This is a genomic window from Pseudomonas maioricensis, from assembly GCF_022790535.1.
GTDB classification, from domain to species: domain Bacteria; phylum Pseudomonadota; class Gammaproteobacteria; order Pseudomonadales; family Pseudomonadaceae; genus Aquipseudomonas; species Aquipseudomonas maioricensis.
Genome location: NZ_LOHG01000009.1, coordinates 130,698 through 155,466, shown reverse-complemented (window position 1 = coordinate 155,466; position 24,769 = coordinate 130,698). Strand labels below are relative to the sequence as shown.

Annotated in this window: 16 protein-coding genes and 1 pseudogene; 15 read left to right on the top strand and 2 right to left on the bottom strand. The window is 55.8% G+C overall.

All coding sequences use genetic code 11. From position 1 onward, the window contains the following. Positions 1-177 precede the first annotated feature (177 nt). The 11 genes from AUC61_RS15775 to AUC61_RS15725 all read left to right on the top strand — a co-directional run bounded on the left by AUC61_RS15775 (position 178) and on the right by AUC61_RS15725 (position 16,115). Positions 178-891 carry an SIMPL domain-containing protein gene (locus AUC61_RS15775; RefSeq protein ID WP_243247180.1) on the top strand — a complete coding sequence of 238 codons (714 nt, stop codon included), beginning with the start codon at positions 178-180 and terminating at the stop codon, positions 889-891. Between the two features lie 218 nt (positions 892-1,109). Next, on the top strand, positions 1,110-3,329 hold the full coding sequence (locus tag AUC61_RS15770) for an HET-C-related protein (RefSeq protein ID WP_243247179.1): 2,220 nt from the start codon (positions 1,110-1,112) through the stop codon (positions 3,327-3,329). 128 nt (positions 3,330-3,457) lie between these two features. Then, positions 3,458-5,059 (top strand): ABC transporter substrate-binding protein, encoded by a 1,602-nt coding sequence (locus AUC61_RS15765; protein ID WP_243247178.1) that lies wholly within the window; start codon positions 3,458-3,460, stop codon positions 5,057-5,059. Between the two features lie 283 nt (positions 5,060-5,342). Beyond that, the gene (locus AUC61_RS15760; RefSeq protein WP_122666774.1) at positions 5,343-6,971 is read left to right on the top strand and encodes an ABC transporter substrate-binding protein; all 1,629 of its coding nucleotides are present in this window, start codon (positions 5,343-5,345) and stop codon (positions 6,969-6,971) included. Between the two features lie 355 nt (positions 6,972-7,326). Continuing rightward, positions 7,327-8,925 (top strand): ABC transporter substrate-binding protein, encoded by a 1,599-nt coding sequence (locus tag AUC61_RS15755; RefSeq protein ID WP_243247177.1) that lies wholly within the window; start codon positions 7,327-7,329, stop codon positions 8,923-8,925. Between the two features lie 171 nt (positions 8,926-9,096). Further along, on the top strand, positions 9,097-10,479 hold the full coding sequence (locus tag AUC61_RS15750) for an OprD family porin (RefSeq protein ID WP_243247176.1): 1,383 nt from the start codon (positions 9,097-9,099) through the stop codon (positions 10,477-10,479). Between the two features lie 80 nt (positions 10,480-10,559). Further along, a complete protein-coding gene (locus AUC61_RS15745) occupies positions 10,560-12,155 on the top strand; it encodes an ABC transporter substrate-binding protein (protein WP_243247175.1) in 1,596 nt (531 codons plus the stop codon). Between the two features lie 73 nt (positions 12,156-12,228). Continuing rightward, positions 12,229-13,239 (top strand): ABC transporter permease subunit, encoded by a 1,011-nt coding sequence (locus AUC61_RS15740; RefSeq protein WP_243247174.1) that lies wholly within the window; start codon positions 12,229-12,231, stop codon positions 13,237-13,239. A gap of 11 nt (positions 13,240-13,250) precedes the next feature. Further along, a complete protein-coding gene (locus AUC61_RS15735) occupies positions 13,251-14,162 on the top strand; it encodes an ABC transporter permease subunit (protein WP_243247173.1) in 912 nt (303 codons plus the stop codon). A 10-nt stretch (positions 14,163-14,172) separates the two neighbouring features. Next, the gene (locus AUC61_RS15730; RefSeq protein WP_243247172.1) at positions 14,173-15,141 is read left to right on the top strand and encodes an ABC transporter ATP-binding protein; all 969 of its coding nucleotides are present in this window, start codon (positions 14,173-14,175) and stop codon (positions 15,139-15,141) included. Further along, positions 15,141-16,115: a peptide ABC transporter ATP-binding protein gene (locus tag AUC61_RS15725; protein WP_243247171.1), complete on the top strand. Its 975-nt coding sequence runs from the start codon at positions 15,141-15,143 to the stop codon at positions 16,113-16,115. The genes AUC61_RS15730 and AUC61_RS15725 overlap by 1 nt, the downstream gene beginning before the upstream one ends. A gap of 145 nt (positions 16,116-16,260) precedes the next feature. On the opposite strand, the gene AUC61_RS15720 is transcribed toward AUC61_RS15725, so the two are convergent. Continuing rightward, on the bottom strand, positions 16,261-18,786 hold the full coding sequence (locus tag AUC61_RS15720; RefSeq protein ID WP_243247256.1) for a sulfite reductase flavoprotein subunit alpha: 2,526 nt from the start codon (positions 18,784-18,786) through the stop codon (positions 16,261-16,263). Positions 18,787-19,198: 412 nt separating this feature from the next. On the opposite strand from AUC61_RS15720, the gene AUC61_RS15715 reads away from it, so the two are divergent. From AUC61_RS15715 to AUC61_RS15705, 3 genes are all read left to right on the top strand, one after another. Next, complete coding sequence (locus AUC61_RS15715; RefSeq protein WP_243247170.1) at positions 19,199-20,494, top strand: alpha-xenorhabdolysin family binary toxin subunit A; 1,296 nt, start codon at positions 19,199-19,201, stop codon at positions 20,492-20,494. Between the two features lie 5 nt (positions 20,495-20,499). After that, on the top strand, positions 20,500-21,483 hold the full coding sequence (locus AUC61_RS15710; RefSeq protein ID WP_243247169.1) for an alpha-xenorhabdolysin family binary toxin subunit B: 984 nt from the start codon (positions 20,500-20,502) through the stop codon (positions 21,481-21,483). Positions 21,484-21,567: 84 nt separating this feature from the next. Beyond that, positions 21,568-22,404, top strand: coding sequence for a hypothetical protein (locus AUC61_RS15705; protein ID WP_243247168.1), 837 nt, complete (start codon positions 21,568-21,570; stop codon positions 22,402-22,404). Between the two features lie 108 nt (positions 22,405-22,512). Here the strand turns inward: AUC61_RS15705 and AUC61_RS15700 are convergent, their stop codons facing one another. Beyond that, complete coding sequence (locus AUC61_RS15700; RefSeq protein WP_243247167.1) at positions 22,513-23,676, bottom strand: type III PLP-dependent enzyme; 1,164 nt, start codon at positions 23,674-23,676, stop codon at positions 22,513-22,515. Between the two features lie 843 nt (positions 23,677-24,519). On the opposite strand from AUC61_RS15700, the pseudogene AUC61_RS26645 reads away from it, so the two are divergent. Beyond that, a pseudogene (locus tag AUC61_RS26645) lies at positions 24,520-24,663 on the top strand (DUF6124 family protein); the annotation flags it as partial. Between the last annotated feature and the right edge of the window lie 106 nt (positions 24,664-24,769).

Below are 24,769 nucleotides of genomic sequence, written 5' to 3'. Positions count from 1 at the left end.
CGGCAAACCACCACAGGTTTCATGAATAATTTACCTTTCGTTTCGGCGATCAGGTGGCTGGCAGCCATGACGCTGCCGGAACCACATTCCTTACTCACAGTCTTAAAGCTTTGCGCCGCAGCAACCTGCGGTGCAGGCCTGTTCGACAACGACACGCCTCATAACAAGGAGTTTCCAATGTTCAGCCTTCGCCCTACCGCCGCCCTGCTCACCCTCGGCGCCGCTGCCCTGACCAGCGTTCCAGCCCTGGCAGACAGCGTTAACTACAACCAGGTTTCTGTACATGCGGAGGTCAATCAGGAGGTCACCCGTGACCTGATGAACGTCACGCTGTACAGCGAAGCGCAGAATACCGACCCAGCCAAACTGGCGGCCGAAATTACCGAAACCCTGAACAAGGCGCTTGGCCAGGCACGTCAGGTCAAGGACGTCACCATTCGCCAGGGTAATCGCAACAGCTACCCGATCTACGACGACAAAGGCCAGAAGATCACCGGCTGGCGCGAGCGCGCCGAGCTACGCCTGGAGAGCGCGGACTTCGCAGCACTGTCCAAATTGACCGGTGAACTGCTCGGCGATATGAAGATGGGTGGTATGGACTTCTCTATCTCCAAACCTACCCGCAAGGCCAGTGAAGACACGCTGCTCAAGGAAGCCGTCACGGCGTTTCGCGCACGGGCCCAACTGGTCACCGAGGCACTGGGCGGCACGGGCTACAAAGTGGTCAACCTGAACTTCAACACGTCCGGTTACCCACAGCCCTATCTGCGTGCTCCCGTCATGATGATGAAAGCAGCTCGCGACTCAGCAGCGCCGACGCCTGAGGTCGAAGCGGGCACCAGCGATGTAACAGTGACTGCCGATGGCGTGATCGAAGTCGCCATCCCTTGATGACTATTGCTTGATAAGTCGGCGGCAGCCCCAGGTTGCCGCCATCTCTCCGGATCATCGCTCACCACTCGTACCCCGCTTGAATCCCTCACCTACAGCAATTGAAGGCAGGTCCTGCTTTTTCGGTCAGGCCCCGTCTATAAACTTCATCCGGCCTCACCCAACTCATTTCAATGCGACGCGACCTTATGCGTCTGCACACCCCCAAGGACTCACGGATGAATCCTCAAACTGCCTCACCGAAAAAAAACGCCCGCTACATTAATCACCTGATGCATGGCAGCAAGGCGGTCGGCAAAAACGCATTCGCCTCTTCATCAGGCACGAGCCGACAGCGCCTGGACAGTACCTTTGCCCTGACGCTCCTGACCGGTTTGGCCCGTACGTACGCTGCACCTCAATTCATCATGGAAATGGCAACTGTTTTTGGCGTGGACATCCCTCCCAGGGTGTATCTGGAACTGCAAAAAGCTCTGATCGCAGGGACCGTCCCCCTCCCTCGCTACGAGATTGTCTCGTCGGGTACCTATCCAGCCGATTACAACAACCGCGACCGGACCATCAGGATTCATGCGGCGGCAATGCAGCACATCGTCAAACACCCCGACGCCACCTGGGAGCTGCTGGCCGTGCTGCTTCATGAGTTCGGCCACCACCTGGACGATGTAATCCGCCGGGACATTGCCCCCCATCACGCAGCCAGCACACCGTCTCTGCACTCGGATTCCGCCGGCGAAGAAGGCTCCCGCTTTGCTTTGCACATGGCAGGGGCCGGGCTGCAGGAAGAAGACGACCTGATCCTCGGCCTCTACGTCGAGGGGGATAAAGCCGAACACCTCATCAAAATCAATTACGCCCAGGGCATGCAAGCGGTACGGGAAAGACAGAGTGACATCGTGCGGCTGGAGAGCGACGCGATGGACCCCGACCGCGAAGCATTTGAAGCAGATGGCAGCGGCAACGGCCTTTTCAGCCACGAACGAATCGAAGCAGGCCTGGAGGCGGTTGGCTTTGCCAAAGAAGACCTGCGAGCCATGTATTTCGGTAACTGGCTTCGGGATCATGCGCAATTACTGGATCCCAAGATCGTCCGGGGCAAAAATCAGAAGAAAGACTTCCCCGCGGTCATGTCGCGCGAAGCACTGACCGCGGTGGTCGATGTAATGGCCGCCAGAAAATTTCCCGAGTTAAGGGCCCAAGACAGTTCCAGCTTCAGAGTGACCGAGCAGAAACTGGGGGTCTACCGCCCGAGCCATCACATCGACAACCCGAGAGTTGAAGATCCCACCCCGGCGGATCCCGCTGAACGCGATCCGGAGTTCGAAGCCTGGGTGCTGGACGATGATCCACTTCTGGAGGTGGATTACGACACGTCGATGAAGTCGTACATACATCTTTCAGGCGCAAAAATGTACAGGGAACTGTACGCCGCCATGAAAGAGGGTTACACCCCGGAAGGTTTACGCAAGCTGGGCGGAGCGCTGCATATACTCGAAGACTTTTTCGCGCACTCCAACTTTGTCGAGTTGAATCTCATTGCCCTGAATCATAAGGACGTACTACCGTGGACAGGCCCGGCCGACTGCAAACACAAACTGCCAGTAGTGACCGGTACATTTGGAGGCACTGACATAATCGCCAGCCTGGCAGGCCCTATCGCCAAGCTCCTGGCGCCAGGCCAAATATGGGATTTCACCCCGACCAAGCCCGGCGATCGCTCCGAGTCGGAGCAAATGCTGCTGATTCTGCTCAATGAACATAACGAAGCGTGGTTGCTGGAGACGTTTCAAGACTTCCTTGCCGCCCGTGACAAGGCCAGCGCTAATCCCGGCTTCAATCTGCTTGAGCTCTACTACTGGGTCATCTCCAGCCCCTTGCGTTTAGCGGGCAACGCCTACAGCACGATTTTCCAGGGAATACTGCAAATCATCGGCAACAGTATCGACGATATACAGACCCATACCGTGGCCGATCCCCATCGAACCGGGTCCACAGATCCCACGCATTCCCAGTTGGCCAAGGATCATGCCGATCATCCGTTGCATAAACTGGCGGCAAGCTGCGCGTCGAGCGCTATCAAGCAGGTGGCGGGCGCCATGCTCAATTACTGGCGGTTTGGCTCGGAGATGAAACCGACCGATATCGCCCTCAGCTATTTTGTACACCCGGAGGACACCTACCTTCTGGACGATATCTTTCTTGATTGGGCGAGCAAAAATCCCGAGCAAATCAAACGCGCCAGCTCTTTGACCGACCTCGAAAGACTGCACAAGGAACTTCAGGAAGTCGTACACAAGAGGTTCCAGACCTTTGCGAAGGAAAGTCTGAACTCGTGGGACTATCTCAAGAAACTTGGTAGCGCCATCGGGCTCAAGGATGTCGCAGAGATAAAACAACGCCAAAGCGCCAAGGCGATGGGCAATAGCAAAGAGGCTTAAAACAGGTATCGGAAGCAATTTCGACTCTCGACATGCGAGGCTTGTGAGCGGCACGACAGTACGACATCCTGCGCTGTCCAACTGCCTGATGAAAGTCAGGCAGCCACTGCCGCACTCGCGAGGGTTCCATGGGAAAACATGTATTCAAACCACTGCTTTTGACCACCGCCCTTCTGGCCTGCGCGCCATTGGCTCACGCTGCCAGCACGCTGGTCTATTGCTCAGAAGCCAGCCCCGCGGGGTTTGATCCAAGCCAGTACACCAGCGGCACAGACTTCGATGCCTCGGCAGAAACGGTGTTCAACCGCCTGACGCAGTTCAAGCGCGGCGGCACTGAAGTCGAGCCGGGGTTGGCGACACGCTGGGACGTCTCCAACGACGGCCTGACATACACCTTTCACCTGCGTCCCGGCGTGAAGTTTCATACCACTGATTACTTCACGCCCACCCGGGACTTCAACGCCGACGACGTACTGTTCACCTTCCAGCGCCTGCTGGACGCCAACCACCCGTTCCGCAAGGCGTACCCGTCAGAGTCTCCTTACTTCACTGATATGGGGATGAACACCACGATCAAGAACGTCGAGAAAGTCGATGACCAGACCGTGAAGTTCAACCTCAACAACGTCGATGCAGCGTTCGTGCAGAACCTGGCCATGAGCTTTGCATCCGTGCAATCGGCGGAGTATGCGGATCAGTTGCTCAAGCAGGGCAAAGCTGAAGAGCTCAATCAGAAGCCGATCGGCACCGGACCGTTCGTGTTCAAGCGCTACCAGAAGGACGCGCAGATTCGTTACGACGCGAACACGGCGTACTGGAAACCCGAAGATGTGAAGCTTGATCACCTGATCTTCTCTATCAACGGCGATGCAGCGGTTCGGCTGCAGAAACTCAAGGCAGGCGAGTGCCAGGTCAGCGGTTATCCGCGTCCGCAGGACATTGAGCAGATGGAGAAGGATCCAAACCTCAAAGTCATTAGCCAGCCGGGCTTCAACCTCGGCTTCCTGGCCTATAACGTGACCCATCCGCCACTGGATCAACTCAAAGTGCGCCAAGCGCTGGACATGGCCATTGATAAACCGGCGATCATCAAGGCCGTTTACCAAAGTGCCGGGCAACTGGCTCAGAACGCCATTCCTCCGGGCCAATGGAGTTATGACCCGACTATCAAGGATGCACCGCACGATCCGGTAAAAGCCAAACAGCTTCTCAAGGAAGCCGGGATCGCACCGGGCACCCAGATCAATCTGTGGGCGATGACCGTGCAACGCGCTTCCAACCCCAACGCACGCATGTCGGCCCAGATGATTCAGGCCGATTGGGCCAAGGTCGGCATCAAAGCCAATATCGTCAGTTATGAGTGGGGCGAGTACATCAAGCGCGCCAAGGCTGGCGAGCACGATGCAATGATCTACGGCTGGACGGGTGACAACGGCGACCCGGACAACTGGCTCGGTGTGCTGTACAGCTGCGCAGCCGTCAAAGGCAGCAACTACGCGAAGTGGTGCGACCCCGCCTACGACAAGCTTGTACAGAAAGCCAAGCTGACAACAGATCGCGACGAGCGCATCAAGCTGTATCAACAGGCGCAGCAGATCCTCAAGGCGCAAGTGCCGATCACACCGATTGCCAATTCCCGGGTCTTCCAGCCAATGCGCAAGGAAGTACAGGACTTCAAACTCAGCCCCTTCGGCCTGACGCCGTTTTATGGTGTAAGCCTGACCAAATAACCGGACCATTCGAAAAATTGGTAACACTGCCGCGCCAATCGAGTGCATTCAACACGTTTGACTGCGCACGATTGGTGCGCAAAACCTTCCCGAATGCGACGCGCAAACGATCAAATGCGTCAGAAATTACACTTATGCGACATTCCTGTACGGTCGTGCCACACTTTGAGACTTCCTTGGCGTCAACATCTTGCTTTGGGTATGGCCCCTGCATAAGTATCGGCAAGATCGGCTCACAAGGTCAGATCCTCTATTTTAAAAATGACAACAACCTGAGGCCACCATGCTCAAACACGCGGTCATTCCGTTTCTACTCAGTGCAGGCTTGATCACTGCAGCTCCTTTCGCTCAAGCGGCATCGAACCTCGTGTTCTGCTCCGAAGGCAGCCCGGCCGGTTTCGACCCAGGCCAATACACCACTGGTACCGACTTCGACGCAGCAGCGGAAACGGTTTTCAACCGTTTGAGCCAGTTCGAACGTGGCGGTACCGCTGTAGTACCAGGCCTGGCCACCAGCTGGGACGTGTCCCCGGATGGCCTGACTTACACCTTCCACCTGCGTGAAGGCGTCAAGTTCCACACCACCCCGTACTTCAAGCCAACCCGCGAATTCAATGCTGATGACGTGCTGTTCACGTTTAATCGCATGATCGACAAGGATATGCCGTACCGCAAAGCCTATCCGACCGAGTTCCCGTATTTCACCGACATGGCGATGGACACCAACATCACCAAGATCGAGAAGGTTGATGCCCACACCGTCAAGATGACGCTAGGCACAGTCGACGCTGCTTTCATCCAGAACCTGGCCATGAGCTTCGCGTCCATCCAGTCTGCTGAATACGCTGACAAGCTGCTCAAGGAAGGCAAGCCGGAGCTGATCAATCAGCAGCCTATCGGCACCGGTCCTTTCGTCTTCAAGAGCTACCAGAAAGACTCCAATATCCGTTACACCGGGAACAAGGACTACTGGAAGCCTGAAGACGTCAAAATCGACAACCTGATCTTCGCCATCACTACCGATGCTTCGGTTCGTGCGCAGAAGCTCAAGAAAGGCGAATGCCAGATCACCGCTTACCCGCGCCCTGCCGACCTCGCTCCACTCAAGGCCGACAAGGACCTGAAGATGCCGGATCAGGCAGGCTTCAACCTGGGTTACATCGCTTACAACACCATGGACAAGATCAAGGGTAGCGATCAGCCAAACCCTCTGGCCATCAAGGAAGTTCGCCAGGCCCTGGACATGGCCGTGAACAAGCAAGGCATCATTGATGCGGTGTATCAGGGCGCGGGCCAACTGGCTGTGAACGCCATGCCGCCAACCCAGTGGTCTTACGACACCACCATCAAAGATGCACCGTTTGACGTTGAAAAAGCCAAAGCCTTGCTCAAGCAGGCTGGCATCAAGGAAGGCACCGAAATCACCCTGTGGGCGATGCCGGTTCAGCGTCCTTACAACCCGAACGCCAAACTGATGGCCGAGATGCTCCAGTCCGACTGGAAGAAAATCGGTATCAACGCCAAGATCGTCAGCTATGAGTGGGGCGAGTACATCAAGCGCGCCAAAGCCGGTGAAAACGGCGCAATGCTGATTGGCTGGAGCGGTGACAATGGTGACCCGGACAACTGGCTGGGTACCCTGTTTGGCTGTGACGCCATCAACGGCAACAACTTTGCCAAATGGTGTGACAAGCCGTTCGATACCTTGATCCACCAGGCCAAGGAAACGACCGACCAGGCCAAGCGTACCGAACTGTATAAACAGGCACAGCACCTCCTCAAAGAGGCCGTGCCAATGACGCCTATCGCGCACTCGACGGTTTACCAACCGATGCGCACTACCGTACAAGACTTCAAGATCAGCCCGTTTGGTCTGAACTCGTTCTACGGCGTTAGCGTTACCGGCAAGTAAGACCAAGTAACTGCGCTGTCAAACAGCGCAGTTACTTCCTTTTGTCGGATATATAAATATTCGTATTTCCTTATAGGAGCTGCCGAAGGCTGCGAATCGCGGTGCGTCAGATATAACGCTATCGCAGCCTTCGGCAGCGCCTACATAAAGTGCGCTAACTACATACAGAAGTTTCCTACGCGCTTTTAGGCACCAGGTACTACATACAGTCTCGCCCAACGGACATACCTTCGAGGGCGCGGGCCAAGCTATTTCATTTTGTTACTGAGCAGTCGAGAAGGCTTCCAGCTTGCAGGCAATGCTTTGCCTGGCAATTGTTGGGCATTAACTACTCACTTGAAGGATAAGGATCATCATGCGTAAAACCATTGCCATGTCGTCGTTGTTCAGCCTTGGTTTGCTGGGCATGACGCCTGCGGCTCAAGCCGCAAGCAATCTGGTGTTTTGCTCGGAAGGCAGCCCGGCAGGTTTCGACATCGCCCAGTACACGGCCGGCACCGATAACGACGCCGCCGAACCGATCTACAATCGCCTGACAGAATTCGAACAGGGCAGCACGGCAGTCATCCCGGCACTGGCCACCAAGTGGGATGTTTCCGAAGACGGCCTGACCTACACCTTCCACTTGCGCGAAGGGGTGAAGTTCCACACCACGCCGTACTTCAAACCAACCCGCGAGTTCAACGCCGATGACGTGCTGTTCACGTTCAATCGCATGCTCAAACAGGATCACCCGTTTCGTGTCGCTTACCCGACCGAATTCCCGTACTTCAACGGCATGGGCCTGAACAAGAACATCAAGTCGGTGGAAAAAACCGATCCGCTGACCGTGGTCTTCACCCTGAACAAGGTTGATGCCGCGTTCATCCAGAACGTCGCGATGAACTTCGCCTCGATTCTGTCCGCTGAATACGCAGACCAGTTGATGAAGTCCGGCAACCTGCACGACATCAACCAGAAGCCTATCGGTACCGGCGCCTTTGTATTCCAGCGTTACCAGAAAGACTCGCAAATTCGCTACAAGGGCAACAAGGAGTTCTGGGACCCGAGCCGCGTCAAAATCGACAACCTGATTTTCGCGATCAATACCGACGCCTCGGTACGGATGCAGAAGCTCAAGGCCAACGAGTGCCAGGTTTCGCTCAACCCACGCCCGGCCGATATCCAGAAGCTCAAGGAAGACAAAGACCTGAAGGTGATGGAACAGGCTGGCTTCAACCTGGGTTATATCTCGTACAACGTTCGCCATGAGCCATTGGGCAAACTGGAAGTGCGTCAGGCGCTGGACATGGCCGTCAACAAACAGGCGATCATCAACGCCGTGTATCAGGGCGCAGGCCAACTGGCCGTCAATGCCATGCCGCCGACCCAGTGGTCTTACGACGAGACCATCAAGGACAACCCGTACAACCCTGAAAAAGCCAAAGAGCTGCTGCGCGCTGCGGGCATCAAGGAAGGTACCGAGCTGACCCTCTGGGCAATGCCGGTACAACGTCCTTACAACCCCAACGCCAAACTGATGGCTGAAATGCTCCAGGCCGATTGGGCCAAAGTGGGTATCAAGGTCAAGATCGTCAGCTACGAGTGGGGCGAATACCTCAAGCGCACCAAGGCGGGTGAGCACGATATCTCGCTAATCGGCTGGACTGGCGACAATGGTGATCCGGACAACTGGATGGGCACGCTGTACAGCTGTGCGGCCATTGGCGGTAACAACTACTCCATGTGGTGCGACGAGAAATACGACGCACTGGTCAAGGCCGCTGTTGCCACCGCGGACAGAGAGAAGCGTACCGACCTGTACAAACAGGCCCAGCAGTACTTGAAACAGCAAGTGCCAATCACACCGATCGCTCACTCCACGGTCAACCAGCCGCTGCGTAAAGAAGTGCAGGGTTTCAAAGTCAGCCCGTTCGGACGTAACACTTTCACCGGCGTCAGCGTCGCCGACTAAGCAAAAGACCAACAGACACTCACTGCCCTTGACCAGGGCGGTGAGTATCACTGTTCCAGAAATTCGTTTTGTTAGCAGATGTATCCAAAAAAACGGGGCAAAAAAAGCCTCATACAACCAGAGCCAGACCAAAAAAACTGGCAACTATAAGTAGTAAAGGGAGCTTCAATCGTGAGAAAAGTCAGTACCGCAGCAGTCGCTTTGTCTATTGCTTCATTGAGCGCAATGGCCCAGGCAGAACCTGTTAGCCAGGCATTCGTGCCAACCGAGCTGAGTTCTAAAAGTGCACAGGGCGAGGCCGGTGGCTTCATTGAAGATTCACACCTGACCGGTACGACGCGTAACTGGTATTCGAACGAGCTGCGTCGTCGAGATACCCCGCGCTACAGTTATCAGGATGATGGCGTTACAAAAACAACCCCACGTCGCATCAACTGGCAACAGGGCACCATCGTTAACTACACCTCGGGCTTCACTCAAGGCGTTGTAGGCTTCTCCACTGAACTGGCACTTTACAACGCGATTGCGCTGGATCGTGATCAGGATCACTTCATCAACAGCTCCAACCGCACCCTGGCTGACAGTGACGGTGACGCAGTCGGCCAATGGAGCAAGGCAGGTCTTGCCAACATCACAGCGCGTGTTTCCAACACCACCCTGACCGCAGGCCGCCAGTCGCTGAACAACCCTGTGATTGCCTACCTCGGCAACCGCGCGCTGCCATCGAGCTTCAACGGTGTCACGCTGAAAAGCGCCGAATTCAACAACTTGTCGTTCCAGGCCGGTAGTTACGATCGCATTTCGCCACGTATGCAACAGAGCATGACCAAGTTCAGCTCTTCGTATGCTGGCAACGGTGCGACGGCTGATCGGGTCGACATGGCAGGTATGGATTACAAGCCGTTCGAGAGTCTGACGACCAGCCTGTATGCGTCCAACGTTGAAGACTTCTGGCACCAGTACTATTTCGCGTTCACCCATGAACTGGGCGATACCGACGTACTGGGCTTGAGCTCCAACCTGAACTACTACAAAACCAAAGATTCCGGCAGCCGCAAGCTGGGTCCGATCGACAACGACACTTACAGCCTGTCGTTCACCGCGACCCACAAAGCGCACAGCTTTAGCATCGCTTATCAGGACGTGAACGGCGACGAGTACTTTGACTACCTCGGCGAATCCAACGCGATCTTCCTGGCCAACTCCCTGCTGTCGGACTTCAACGGCCCGAACGAGAAATCCCTTCAGCTCAGCTACGTGCTGAACATGGCTGAATACGGCGTGCCAGGTCTGAAATTCAACATCTACCAAGCTCGCGGCTGGGACATCGACGGCACCAAGTACAAAGGCACTGCGTATAGCGACGTGCTGGCAATGGACGGCGAAACGCACTACGAGTACGGCATCGGCACTTCATACGCTGTACAGTCCGGCCCACTCAAGGCCACCGCGATCCGCGCGACCTACACCACGCACCGCGCCAGCGAAAACCAGGCTGATGGCAACATCAACGAGTTCCGTCTGGTAACCACGATTCCATTCAACATCCTGTAATTCGTGACCTGACCGATCCGCCGCGGGGGCCAACACCGCGGCGGATCAGTCTTTGACGCTCAATCAACGGAGGTTTCCCATTGAAACTGCTATCGCTACGCAACTCTATCGCCCTGGCACTGCTCAGTGCGGCAATGAGCGTCTCGGCCAAGCCTTTGGTGGTGTGCACCGAAGCCAGCCCTGAAGGCTTCGATATCGTTCAATACACCACCGCTGTCACGGCTGATGCCACGGCAGAAACGTTCCTCGACAAACTGGTAGGCTTCAAGCCCGGCACCACCGAGACAGAACCCAACCTCGCTGAAAGCTGGGACGTCAGTGACGACGGCCTGACCTACACGTTCCACCTGCGCAAAGGCGTCAAGTTCCAGACCACCGAGTATTTCAAACCAAGCCGCGAGATGAACGCCGATGACGTCCTTTGGAGCTTTCAGCGTCAGCTGGACCCGAAGCACCCTTGGCATGAGAAATCTCTGACCGGTTACCCTTATTTTGAAAGCATGGGCTTCAATGACCTGCTTAAAAGCATCGAAAAGATCGACGACCACACCGTCAAATTCACCCTGACGCGTCCTGAGTCGCCGTTCCTGCGTGACCTGGCCATGCCGTTCACCTCGATCTATTCCGCCGAGTACGCCGACCAGTTGCTCAAAGCGGGCAAAACAGCAGAACTGAACAGCAAGCCCATCGGCACAGGCCCGTTCATCCTGACTCGCTATGCCAAAGACGCTCAAGTTCGCTATAAAGCCAACCCGGATTACTGGAAGGGTGCAGTGCCCAGTGAAGCGCTGATTTTTGCGATCACACTGGACAGCAATGTGCGCCTGCAAAAGCTCAAGGCTAATGAGTGTCAGGTCGCGCTTTATCCAAAACCGGACGACATCGCAACCATCAAGGCAGACCCCAAGCTCAAGATCGACGAGATGGAAGCCATGATGACCAGCTACATCGCCATCAACACGACGCATAAGTACCTGAGCGATGTGCGTGTGCGTGAAGCGATCAATCTGGCGTTCGACAAAAAAGCGTATATCAAGGCGTTGTTCGGCGAAGGCAAAGCAACTGAAGGGGTAAATCCGTATCCTCCAACCCTGCTCGGCTACGCCCACGACATCAAGAACCCGACACACGACCAGGAAAAAGCACGGGCACTGCTTAAAGAAGCAGGCGTTCCGGAAGGTCAGGAGTTCAGCCTGTTCTTGCGTAATGGCGGCGCAGTGACTAACCCGAACCCGGCGCTGGGTGCGCAAATGCTGCAAGCGGACCTGGCCAAAATCGGTTTGAAGTTGAATCTGCGCGTCATGGAATGGGGCGAGATGCTAAAACGTGCCAAAGCAGGTGAACACGACATGGTGTTTGCAGGCTGGGCTGGCGACAATGGCGACCCGGATAACTTCCTGACACCTAACCTGAGTTGCGAAGCCGCGAAGAATGGTGAAAATTACGCCCGCTGGTGTAACAAGGCTTTTGAAGAGGCAATCTCCAAGGCTCGGGAAAAGACCGACCCGGCGGAGCGCGCTGCACTCTACGAACAAGCCCAGCAGATTTTCGCTAAAGACGTACCCTGGCTGAGCCTGGCTTATCCAAAACTGTTTACTGCAATGCGTAGCAACGTCGAAGGCTACCAAATTAGCCCGCTGACCAATAACAACTTCGCCACTACCAGGGTGAAGTAGAAAAATAATCCGGCGGGCTCTAACCAGAGCCCCGCTGGAATACGCCTAACCGGCTGATGAGGTACACACAAAGATGTTTAGTTTTATCGCCCGCCGAGTGGGGTTGTTGATACCCACGTTTTTCGGCATCACCTTGCTGACCTTTGCCTTGATCCGCCTGATTCCGGGCGACCCGGTTGAAGTCATGATGGGTGAACGCCGGGTCGATCCGGAAATGCACGCTCAGGCCATGGAACGCCTTGGCCTTAACAAACCCCTGTATGCGCAATACCTGGATTATGTCGGCAAGCTCGCCCAAGGCGACCTTGGCGAATCGTTGCGCACGCGGACCAGCGTGTGGACCGAGTTCACCGCACTGTTCCCGGCCACATTGGAACTGTCGATTGCAGCACTGATCTTTGCGGGCATTCTTGGCTTGCTGGCCGGAGTCATCGCTGCGCTCAAACGGGGTTCGTTATTCGATCACGGGGTGATGGGTATTTCCCTGGCGGGCTATTCGATGCCGATCTTCTGGTGGGGCCTGATCCTGATCATGTTCTTCTCGGTGACGCTGGGCTGGACACCGGTCTCCGGGCGTATCGACCTGCTGTATGACATCCCGCCAAGAACCGGTTTCATGCTGATCGACACATTGCTCAGCGATGAAGAAGGCGCCTTCCTTGATGCACTGCATCACCTGATTCTGCCTGCCATCGTGCTCGGTACCATCCCGTTGGCGGTGATCGCCCGGATGACCCGTTCTTCGATGCTGGAAGTACTGCGTGAAGACTACGTCCGGACCGCTCGTGCCAAGGGCCTGTCGCCTGCTCGCGTGGTGTTCGTGCATGGCCTGCGTAACGCGCTGATCCCGGTATTGACTGTGTTCGGCCTGCAAGTTGGCGCCCTGCTCGCCGGTGCGGTACTGACCGAAACGATCTTCTCCTGGCCGGGTATCGGCAAGTGGCTGATCGAAGCGATCGGTGCCCGTGACTACCCAGTGGTACAAAACGGCATTCTGCTGATCGCCTGCCTGGTGATCCTGGTCAACTTCGTGGTGGACATCCTCTACGGCTTTGCCAACCCACGCATCCGTCACCAGCGCTGAGATCATTACCTATGAGCACACCTACTCCTGCGGTAGCAGTCGATCAAAGCCTGCTTTACCCCTCGCCGTACAAAGAATTCTGGCAAGCCTTTGCGAAAAACAAAGGCGCGGTTGCCGGCCTGATGTTCATGACCCTGATCGTGTTCTGCGCGCTGTTTGCCCCTTGGGTCGCGCCGCATGACCCGAGCGAGCAATACCGTGACTTCCTGTTGACCCCTCCGGTCTGGCTTGAAGGCGGCCAATGGCAGTTTCTGCTGGGCACCGACGAACTGGGCCGTGACCTGCTCTCGCGCCTGATCGAAGGTTCGCGCCTGTCGCTGCTGATCGGTTTGTCGTCGGTAGTCATGTCGTTGATTCCGGGCATTCTGATGGGCCTGCTGGCCGGGTTCTTCCCGCGCATTCTCGGCCCGACAATCATGCGCCTGATGGACATCATGCTTGCCCTGCCTTCGCTGCTGCTGGCAGTGGCGATTGTCGCCATCCTCGGCCCTGGCCTGATCAACACCGTAATCGCGATCGCCATCGTCTCGCTGCCTTCGTACGTTCGTCTGACCCGCGCTGCGGTGATGGGCGAACTGAACCGCGACTACGTGACGGCTGCGCGTCTGGCTGGCGCTACCCTGCCGCGCCTGATGTTCATCACCGTGCTGCCAAACTGCATGGCACCGCTGATCGTGCAGGCGACCTTGAGTTTCTCCTCGGCAATCCTCGACGCCGCTGCGCTGGGCTTCCTCGGTCTGGGCGTGCAACCGCCAACACCTGAGTGGGGCACCATGCTTGCTTCGGCACGGGACTACATCGAACGCGCCTGGTGGGTAGTGAGCCTGCCGGGTCTGACCATTTTGCTCAGCGTGCTGGCAATCAACCTGATGGGCGACGGGCTGCGCGATGCGCTGGACCCGAAACTCAAAAATGCCGCCTGAGGAGATTCGCATGTCACTTCTGGAAATCAAGAATCTCAACGTCCGCTTCGGCGATGCCAGCGCAGTGCCTGTTGTCGATGGCCTGTCGCTGAGCGTCGAGAAAGGCGAAGTCATGGCCATCGTCGGCGAGTCGGGTTCGGGTAAATCCGTAACCATGATGGCGTTGATGGGCCTGATCGATCACCCTGGCGTGATCACCGCTGACTCACTGAACTTCGACGGCCATGAGCTGCTCAAGCTCAACTCCCGGCAGCGTCGCAAGATCATCGGTAAAGACCTGGCGATGGTCTTTCAAGACCCAATGACCGCACTGAACCCCAGCTACACCGTGGGCTTCCAGATCGAAGAGGTTCTGCGTCAACACCTGAACCTGTCTGGCAGGGCGGCGCGTCAACGTGCCCTTGAGCTGCTGCAGAAAGTTGAAATCCCGGGCGCTGCATCGCGTCTCAATGCGTACCCGCATCAACTGTCGGGCGGCATGAGCCAGCGTGTGGCGATTGCCATGGCGATTGCTGGCGAACCCAAGCTGCTGATCGCTGACGAACCCACCACTGCACTGGACGTAACGATTCAGGCGCAGATCATGGAACTGCTGCTAAGCCTGCAAAAAGAGCAGGACATGGCGCTGGTGCTGATTACTCACGACCTGGCGGTTGTGGCTGAAACCGCTCAGCGTGTCTGCGTGATGTATGCAGGCCAGGCGGTTGAAGTGGGTCAGGTACCCGGTTTGTTCGACGTGCCGGCACACCCCTACAGCGAAGCGCTGCTGGCGGCGATTCCGGAACACAGCATGGGTGCCGAGCGTCTGGCGACCCTCCCGGGCATGGTCCCGGGTCGTTATGACCGCCCGCAAGGCTGCCTGCTCTCGCCGCGCTGCCCTTACGTGCAGGACAAATGCCGCACCCAGCGCCCAGGGCTTGATCCAAAAGCTCACAGCCTGGCGCGTTGCTTCTATCCGTTGAATCAGGAGGTGGCGTAATGAGCGTCGTTCTTACCGCCCGCGACCTTACCCGTCACTACGAAGTCTCCCGTGGCCTGTTCAAAGGTCACGCACTGGTACGCGCACTTAATGGCGTGTCTTTCGAACTTGAAGCAGGAAAGACGCTGGCTGTGGTCGGTGAGTCCGGCTGTGGCAAGTCGACCCTGGCCCGCGCCTTGACCCTGATTGAAGAGCCATCCTCTGGCTCGCTGAAAATCGCCGGTCAGGAAGTTACCGGTGCCACCAAGGATCAACGCAAGCAACTGCGCAAAGACGTGCAGATGGTTTTTCAGAGCCCGTACGCGTCGCTCAATCCACGGCAGAAAATTGGTGATCAGCTCGGCGAGCCGCTGTTGATCAACACCAACCTGTCTGCCAAGGAACGTCGGGAGAAAGTGCAGGCGATGATGGCTCAGGTCGGTTTGCGCCCTGAGCACTATCAGCGTTATCCGCACATGTTCTCCGGTGGTCAGCGTCAGCGTATCGCTCTGGCTCGCGCCATGATGCTGCAACCAAAAGTGCTGGTGGCAGACGAACCGACTTCCGCGCTGGACGTGTCGATTCAGGCACAGGTGCTGAACCTGTTCATGGACCTGCAGCAGGAGTTCAACACGGCTTACGTGTTCATCTCCCACAACCTGTCGGTGGTGCGTCACGTTGCGGATACGGTGCTGGTGATGTATCTGGGCCGCCCGGCGGAAATGGGTCCCAAGGAAGAGATCTATAACCGTCCGCTGCACCCGTACACCCAGGCGTTGCTGTCGGCGACCCCGACGATTCATCCGGACCCGCTGAAGCCGAAGATCAAGATCGTCGGTGAACTGCCTAACCCGCTCGACCCGCCAAGCGGCTGCGCCTTCCACAAGCGCTGCCCGTACGCGACCGAGCGTTGCTCCACTGAAGAACCGGCCCTGCGTCTGGTCGACAACCGCCAGGTTGCCTGCCATTACGCCGAGCAGTTTGTGGCGGCGTAAATTTAAGGGTTGATGATAGACCTGTAGGAGCCGAGCTTGCTCGCGATGAAGTTGTACGCGATCTAACACAAATCGTGTGAACCTTATCGCGAGCAAGCTCGGCTCCCACATAGGACCGAGTTCACTGAATTCGCTTCAGGGACTGTCAATAAACATCCCTTCGATACCGCCCTTCCTCGATCAACTCTCCCACTGCCTGCGCGCCAATGATCTCGATCAGCGCCGTGTCCACTCCAGCCGCCATGCCTTCCAGGCTGCCGCAGATGTAAATCGCTGCGCCGTCCGCAAGCCACGCTTTTAACTCGTCCGCGGCTTGCAGCAAGCGATCCTGCACATAAATCTTCTCAGCCTGATCACGGGAAAACGCCAGGTCCAGCCGCGTGAGTTTTCCTGCCGCCAGCCACGCCCGCAATTCGTCACCGCAATGAAAGTCAAAGGCCTGATGACGCTCGCCAAACAGCAACCAATTGCTCAACTGCCCCTGTGCGATGCGCGCCTTGAGCAGACTGCGCAACCCGGCCAGCCCGGTGCCGTTACCCAGCAGGATCAATGGTCGAGGCTCGGCGGGCAGATGGAAGCTGCTGTTGCGCCGCACTCGCAGACTGACCGCTTCGTTGAGCGCAACATGCTCCGTCAGCCAACCGGAACCCAGCCCCAGACCTCCATCCGGATGCAGCTCCTGACGCACGATCAACTCCAGCACGCCATCCTCGGCGATAGACGCGATGGAGTACTCACGCGGGGCCAACGGTACCAACGCATCAATCAATGCCTGAGCATGCAGCCCCACAAGATGCGCACGGTGGTGAGGCAATTGACGGCTGGCCAATGCCACTTCGACAGGCTCGTCCAGCCCGCCAATGTTCACGCTGCTATCGACAGCAACACCCAGCCCGGCGAGAAAGTCTTCGACGGCCTGCGGGCTGTTGCGTGGCATCACCTCCACCAGGTCGCCAGCCGCCCATGTGTTCGACGGCGGCGGTGTCAGGCCCAACAGAAACACCTTCGAACCGCTGCTGCCCGGATTAAGCAGTTCGCGCTGCGACAAAACCCAGTTGTCATAAGCGGGCGCTTGCCAGAGAACCGCAGGCGTACTGCCAGTCAATTGCCCCAACTGCTGCTGCCAATGCTGCAGGGCGACCGGGTCGGCGCTGTCCACTTCCACGGAGGCAAACAGCGACTGGCCGCCCCGCTCTTTCAACCAGTCCTGCAAGCGATGAGCAAACGCACAGAAATGTTGATACTGCCGATCGCCAAGCCCCAGCACCGCATAATTCAGATTTTCCAGTGACAGCCCTGCCCCTAGCAGCTTGCGCTCGAAAGCCCGGGCACTGTCCGGCGCTTCGCCGTCGCCGAACGTGCTGACCACAAATAGCGCGTTACGGCTTTGGCTCAAGTCCTGTTCGGTGACATCAGCCAGGCGCTGAACATTCACCGGCATTCCCGCAGCTTGCAGTTGCCCGGCCGTCTGCCAGGCCAACTGTTCGGCAAACCCGCTCTGACTGGCAAAACCAATCAGCCATGCAGGCCCTTCAATGTTGCTGGCGACACCCGCACGGGCGTTGCGCACATCGCGCTTCTTGCGTCGACGATCCAGATACAACAACCAGCCCGTGATGAAAAACAGCGGCATCATCAGCGATGCGACGGTCATGATGATCCGCCCCGGCATGCCGAAATAACTGCCAACGTGCAGGCTGTAATTGCTGACCAGCAACTGCGCGCCGAAGCTCTTCTCGGCATAGCGGGACACCGCGCTGATGCTGCCGGTGGCAGGGTCTAGGGTGATCTGGTTGAGCGCCCGTGGATGTGGCGAATCCTTGAGCAGGTAGAAAATGGTCGCGGGCTGACCGGCAGTGTTGGGCAGGCGAATATTGTACGAAGCCAATGCTGGACCTGCCGTCGCCTGAATACTGTTCCAGATCGCGACGTAATCAGCCTTCGGCGCTGGCTCGCTTTTACCGACAGGGCGCATACCACCACCCCGCCGCTGCTCGCCTATTGGCGCATCGCCCAGCAACGCGTGCATGCCATTGCTGAACCAGTCGTAAGACCAGTTCAAACCGGTGACAGCGAACAGCAGATAGAACAGCAGGCACCAGGTGCCAAATACCGAATGCAGGTCCCAGTTGAAGCTGCGACCCTTTTTGGCCCAGTCCATGGTCAGCCAGATACGCCAGTTCAGAGCCTTGCGTGGCCAGCGTAAATAAAGCCCGGACAGGCAGAAGAAAATCAGAATCAGCGTGCAGGCAGCGGTCACCTGTTTGCCGTATTCCCCCATGGCGAGGAATCGGTGCAGGCGCAAAACAAAATCAAAAAAACCGGCACCGGCAGCGTCGCCCGTGACTTCACCGGTGTACGGGTTGAAGTTGCGCATCGGCCCGCGCCGCTCACCGGGTGGCGGCGTGAAATAAACCTGTGCAGCTTTGTCGCCCACGACCTGTACGCGCAGGATCGCCACGGTCAGCCCCGTTTCGGCTTCCAGTTTGCGCACCAACTCTACCGGTGGCAAAGGTGTGCCACGCACCTCGATGATCAACGCATCAGGGTTGATCCACTCAAGGATCTCATCCTCGAACGAATAGAGAGCCCCGGTTATACCCATCAACGCCAGCACGAGCCCGGCCGTGATGCCGAAGAACCAGTGGACTTGAAACAGAATCTTCTTCAGCACCCTTACGACCTCATGGACCCGCAATGCGGCGCATTATGCGCCTAAAAGGGATGAATTCTCATCTGTATCTGATTCCCGAAGACGCGAAAGGGCAGCCGCTTCACAGGTGCCACGCAATCTGTAGGAATCAACTCGTTGGTGAAGTGGCACTCCAGACTTCGCGAGTAAGACGTTTCGCTGTCAAGTGGGCGTTTACAGAGGAGCAACGTTTAAACCGGGGGTTTGAACGGTGGCTGAATAACAGGCCTTGCAACAATAACTAACGTTAAAGCATGAAACTTCAGCGCATTACAAATCCGGACTTACTTCCCGCTTTGACCCGCCCTACCCTGACACCTAGCCTAGCGATTGTGCAGCACGAAGCTGCACACGTAATAACTTTCAGCCCATTCATTAAAGGATTAATGAAATGACTTATCAATATGATACTCCAGTGGCCGACGACACCTTGGTCGACGAAGCCAGTAGAGCGCCGCTAATTTTAATCCACGCCTCGGTAGGCCGTCTGCCGGACTCAACTCGTGGACCTGGATTAATTCTGACAAAAGACCAGATTCTGGACATCAAGCGCTATGAAATGGAAGGCCTCGCGTTGCCAGTCGAACTAGGTGCAGTGATTGGCTACCTTGGCTACAACGAAGGTGATGGCGCAGGAAAGGGTCTGGAACCCAAGGACTTTCAAAAGACGTTTACACTGATAAACAACCACGCCCGGACGTGGAACCCATTACGCACTGACTTGATCGCCGTGACCAGTAAGCTTCAGATATTTGCTGGCGACATCAAAAACAACGGCATCACCATGCAAGAAATCATCAGTGATGTAAGAACACTAAACAAACTCGACACGTACAACATCAGAACACTGGAAGATCTTCGAAAGCTTAAGGATGAACTCGGCGACCGTCTCAAAGAGTTCCAGTTTGACGCAGCGGACAAATACACCGTCAGCCAATTCAGCTATTTTCTGGACAATATACTCGAAGCCGTGAAACGGCAACAAAGCGATGCGGACACTCTGAAAAAACGCCTCGACAAATTCAGCATTGACCTTGCGGAAAAAGTGATCCCCGAGATCAAAATCAAGATCGAAACCATCAACAACAGCAATCTTGCACATGCTATAAAAACGCTGAGCGAAAACATCGAGCTTCGCGCCACAAAAATTGAAGAGCTTAACGCCGCCTACAAGAACTCTGTCAAGTCTGCTCTGGAAGCGGCGTCTCAATTGAACATCGTCGGACTGGGCATTGCTATTTACAACGGCGTTGAAGCGGAAAAAATCCGTAAAGAACGTAATGAACTGCGCCGGGAGCAGGAAGGTAAGATCGCAGAAATGCGCACTAAAGATAAAGTCCTTGCTTCGTTACATCGAGTACGAAGCAAACTGCAGGACCTGGATGCCATTGCCGTTGACGCCGACATGGCCACCAAAAATCTGGCCATCGTGTGGAATCACCTCACCCTATTCATCGAGCGGTCCAGGCAAGGCGTAGACACCATCAATGACGCCTTGAACTTATACCAGTTCAGGGATCACTTTCGATCCGTCGTTACACCTTGGGAAACGATTGGCCGCGATGCTGCACTCCTTTATGAGGTCTTTGACCAGGCCGATAAAGAATTCCGTGAAGAGAATAATCCCAACACTAATATGCAGCGTCAGAGCATCACCCCAAGACAACTTTACAGCGTCGGAGTCTAATAGCCATGAATACCCCTATATTTCTTGACGTGCCCGATATGATCGCGATGCGTGATGCAAAAAATGCCTGCAACTCGAAAATGATAGAAGCCACCGTCTACCACAACGCAACAAACTTTCTGCCAAATGTCTTTGCCAAATTCAACAGTCTGAACGCCGGACTGAATGACGCGCACCGGGAATTTTACGACGCAGCCCAGAAAATAAGCTTTGCGCTGGAGTATCCTATCGACCAGGTCGCGCGCTATAAAGACGACCTTGAGGAAGTCACTGATGAAGATGATCGGGAATATATTCTGGGACGCATCTCGGGCGTCCGGGTTGATGCGACAGAGATCACTGGCGAAAGGGCAATGCAAATGGCCAATCACCTGAAGTTGCTCAAAGAAACATTCAGCCGCCAATCAACTATGGCCTCCCTAGCAACGCTCGACATAGAGGCTGTGAGACTGCCTGCAGAGATTACTGTCCTTGAAGAGCGTAACAGCATCCTCAACAGCGAACTGCACACATTGAACGATGCAATCAAGGCCCTTGAAACCAAGGGGTTTGCCGATATTGGTCAAGAGACCATTCTCAACGCCGAATCGCTCGCCGCTCTCCAACTGGCAGGTCCACACGCAGTTGCCGTGAAGGCTGCCCTTGATCTGTTGCAGAAGTCACTCGCCACCCTTGACGCATCACTGAACTACTTCGGGCTGTTGAGCCTGCGCAAAAACCTACGCGCTCGTATTGATGCAGAAATACAGAAAATCAACGACAAGAAAGATGAAGCAAGGATGGCTGACCAGCGCATCCGGTTAATCGACAGCATCCACGGCTTTGACGATGAGCGCGCGAAGTACGTTCAGGAGTACTCGAAAATCGTCACCTCATTGATGTCCTTCGTAAACAAGCACACGTCGACACAGCACGACGACGATGAGTCTGTCGAGCAGTGGCTTCAGGACGCTAAAGCGGTGATCCATTACTTGCCATCCTTCCGCTAAACAAATCGAACGATGACGTTACAAGGGTGGCAACGCCCGCCCTTGTACCGCACTCTTCGATCACAACAATAAGCGAGCATTGCCATGGCTGCATATTTTATCGGCAAGTCTGATGTGCTTGGCTTGAATAACTTCCAAGCCTATCTTGAGCGTTATGCCATCTCCGTCGACAGCTTCTTGAAAAACCTTACCCTACCATTACTGCAGAGCGGCCAACACCCGGCACTGAACAATGTTGCGGCTCGTGCCAAGCGTGATATTCCTCTATGGCCAGGAACAGTAAAGAACCTACGCCAACTGCATCAGGATGCCACCCGAGTCATTGATGAAGCCAACGAACTGGTTAGCCAACTCAAACTCTACAAACGACCAGAGGGTACTGACGCCGTTCGTGAAAATCTGAATACCTTGTTGCTTCATGCAGAGCCATTCAACATGAACGGTAAACTCGGTATCAGCCCCTCCAGTAAAACCTACGATGTGACGTATTTCCTGTCGCAAAAGCTCACCCAATTTGACGGTTTGCTTTATACAGCGTTCAGCGAGCTGAAACTGCTTCTGCAAACCGCCACTGACATTATCCCGCGCACGGTTGACTTCATGAGGGTCAAGATTGCAGAGCATGAAGCCCGGCATCGCAGGCCTGATTCAACATTTTCCGGGCCTGTGCAAAAACAACTGGATCTCGCCAATAGCAGCCTTGACGCCTCACGAACTGAATATACCGTCGCATTGGAAGCAGCCGGTAATGTGCTTGGTTACTGCACTCGTTTACGCGAAACCCTGAATGACTCCAGAAATCAGTTGTTGCTCATCAGTGACAAGAGCAATGTGAGGACTTTCATTTTTCAGATAAATCAGATGGGCACTCGCCTGACCCTGGCTCAAAACATGATTAACCGCACTCATTCGGTGTTGTGAACATTTAGAACGTTGGGCCTGTGCGTGTATGTGCAAAATAAACCTGTGCTCATAAAAAAACCCGCGATCACTCGCGGGTTTTTTCACTCAGCCTTAACAGCCAAATGCTTAAACGTAGAACGATTTCAGCGGCGGGAAGCCATTGAACTCAACAGCGCTGTAGCTAGTGGTGTACGCGCCGGTGGACAGCCAGTACAGGCGGTCACCGATGGCCAGGTTCAGCGGCAGGCCGTACTTGTAGTTTTCGTACATGATGTCGGCGCTGTCGCAGGTTGGGCCGGCGATAACCACTTCTTCCATCTCGCCTTTCTTTTCGGTCCAGATCGGGAACTTGATGGCTTCGTCCATGGTTTCGATCAAGCCGGAGAACTTGCCCACATCCGTGTACACCCAACGCTCAACCGCAGTGCGGGATTTACGCGACACCAGCACCACTTCGCTGACCAGGATACCGGCGTTGGCGATCAACGAACGGCCTGGTTCCAGAATGATTTCCGGTAGGTCATCACCGAAGTCTTCTTTCAGGTAGCGAATGATTTCTTCAGCGTAGGTTTCCAGGCTGTTGGTGCGGGTGATGTAGTTGGCCGGGAAGCCGCCGCCCATGTTGATCAGCTTGAGGGTGATGCCGTCTTCTTCTTTCAGACGCTCGAAGATCACTTTGACCTTGGCAATCGCCGCGTCCCAGACGCTGATGTCGCGCTGTTGCGAACCGACGTGGAACGACAGGCCGTAAGGCACCAGACCCAGATCACGAGCCAGGATCAGCAGGTCCATGGCCATGTCGGTCTGGCAGCCGAATTTACGCGACAGAGGCCAGTCAGCCGTGGTCGAGCCTTCGGTCAGGATACGCACGTAGACTTTCGAACCCGGCGCAGCCTTGGCGATGTTGCGCAGGTCGGCTTCGGAGTCCGTGGAGAACAGACGCACGCCCTTCTCGTAGAAGTAGCGGATGTCCTTGGATTTCTTGATGGTGTTGCCGTAGCTGATGCGGTCTGGAGTGACACCGCGGTCCATGACCTTGTCCAGCTCATAGATCGACGCGATGTCGAAGCTCGAACCTTTGTCCTTGAGCAGGTCGATGATTTCGACCGCCGGGTTGGCTTTGACGGCGTAGTAAACCTTGGCGAATTCGAAACCTGCGCGCAGGTCATCGTAGGCCTGGCTGATCATCGCGGTATCGATAACCACGAAAGGGGTTTCTTGCTTGTCGGCAAACGCCTTCATTTTGTTGAAGGTGTCGCGCTGGAAATAGTCTTCGACCTGGATCGGCATGCGGAAACTCCTACTGGCAAACTGCATTAATCAATGGGTGCAAATGAACGTCCTCCGTATCCCCACTTTGGTTCGCCTACTTCCCAAGGCATGTCCGCCGAAAGCAAAAAGGCCACCAGGAAGCGCATTCCCTATGGCCTTGCTGTCTCGTCGTCAGTACTTGAGCCGGATGGATCGTTTCCAGCATGGACGTTCGGCGCGAACTGTAGGACCTGAGGGGTTTGAGATCAACAAAAAATGTCGCATTTGCAGACGTTTGTGCCGGATCGGCTCGTATGCCCCACTGTAGTAACGGACCTGTGTGACAGCTTGATGTTCATTTTTGAGGTGAATCGAGTGGTGAGATGGCGCCTTCTCGGTATATCTATCACCGCAGAACCTGTGGGAGCCGGGCTTGGTCTGGGCGGCATTCCGACGATAAGGCTGAATGCGATAGACCTGATATCTGCGGCGACCTTATCGCGGGCAAGCCCAGCTCCCACAAGACGGGGATTTCCCACAAAAAATGTGACGATTACGAATGACTCGTCCCTATCTCCCGTGTGAAGTTTCCTAGAAACTCAAACCCGCTTGCGCCCGCCATTTCCCGGAACTAGCCTGCGCTCCGCCACTGAAGAATCGGTGGTCGGGTGTGAGAGCCCGGTTGTATCAGGTGCATCCGCCTGCCCGTTATGGCAGCTGTGTATGGGCAGACTTCGGTCTGGCCGGGTGCTCCTGCCGGTCTCTCACCCCGTACATAGCTGCCACCCCTTTGCTGTGTGAGAGCGGCAAATGATGGCTCCGGAATTTTCAGGAGTAACAACGTGATGAAAACCACACTCGAACAAGAGCGTCAGCGACCTACTCCGCTGCGCAGCCGCCACCGCCTACGAATCCAGCGACCATTTCACCGGCCAGAAACGCGACCTGGCATTTTCGGTGGTGCATCTGGTCGAGATTGCGCAGGGGTTAGTTGAGAGATCGTTGATTACAGTAGAGCCGCAATAGAGCACAAAATCACTCTCCGCAGGAGAATGCGGTCTCCTGCGGGAGCGGGAGCAGACGAGTTGGAGTCAAGGATGAGTTACCGACGTGATAGCTACATCCCCGTCGA

Coding starts and splice junctions, on each gene's coding strand:
- AUC61_RS15775 (WP_243247180.1), top strand. CDS start 178: ATGTTCAGCCTTCGCCCTACCGCCGCCCTGCTCACCCTCGGCGCCGCT.
- AUC61_RS15770 (WP_243247179.1), top strand. CDS start 1,110: ATGAATCCTCAAACTGCCTCACCGAAAAAAAACGCCCGCTACATTAAT.
- AUC61_RS15765 (WP_243247178.1), top strand. CDS start 3,458: ATGGGAAAACATGTATTCAAACCACTGCTTTTGACCACCGCCCTTCTG.
- AUC61_RS15760 (WP_122666774.1), top strand. CDS start 5,343: ATGCTCAAACACGCGGTCATTCCGTTTCTACTCAGTGCAGGCTTGATC.
- AUC61_RS15755 (WP_243247177.1), top strand. CDS start 7,327: ATGCGTAAAACCATTGCCATGTCGTCGTTGTTCAGCCTTGGTTTGCTG.
- AUC61_RS15740 (WP_243247174.1), top strand. CDS start 12,229: ATGTTTAGTTTTATCGCCCGCCGAGTGGGGTTGTTGATACCCACGTTT.
- AUC61_RS15735 (WP_243247173.1), top strand. CDS start 13,251: ATGAGCACACCTACTCCTGCGGTAGCAGTCGATCAAAGCCTGCTTTAC.
- AUC61_RS15730 (WP_243247172.1), top strand. CDS start 14,173: ATGTCACTTCTGGAAATCAAGAATCTCAACGTCCGCTTCGGCGATGCC.
- AUC61_RS15725 (WP_243247171.1), top strand. CDS start 15,141: ATGAGCGTCGTTCTTACCGCCCGCGACCTTACCCGTCACTACGAAGTC.
- AUC61_RS15715 (WP_243247170.1), top strand. CDS start 19,199: ATGACTTATCAATATGATACTCCAGTGGCCGACGACACCTTGGTCGAC.
- AUC61_RS15710 (WP_243247169.1), top strand. CDS start 20,500: ATGAATACCCCTATATTTCTTGACGTGCCCGATATGATCGCGATGCGT.
- AUC61_RS15705 (WP_243247168.1), top strand. CDS start 21,568: ATGGCTGCATATTTTATCGGCAAGTCTGATGTGCTTGGCTTGAATAAC.
- AUC61_RS15700 (WP_243247167.1), bottom strand. CDS start 23,676: ATGCCGATCCAGGTCGAAGACTATTTCCAGCGCGACACCTTCAACAAA.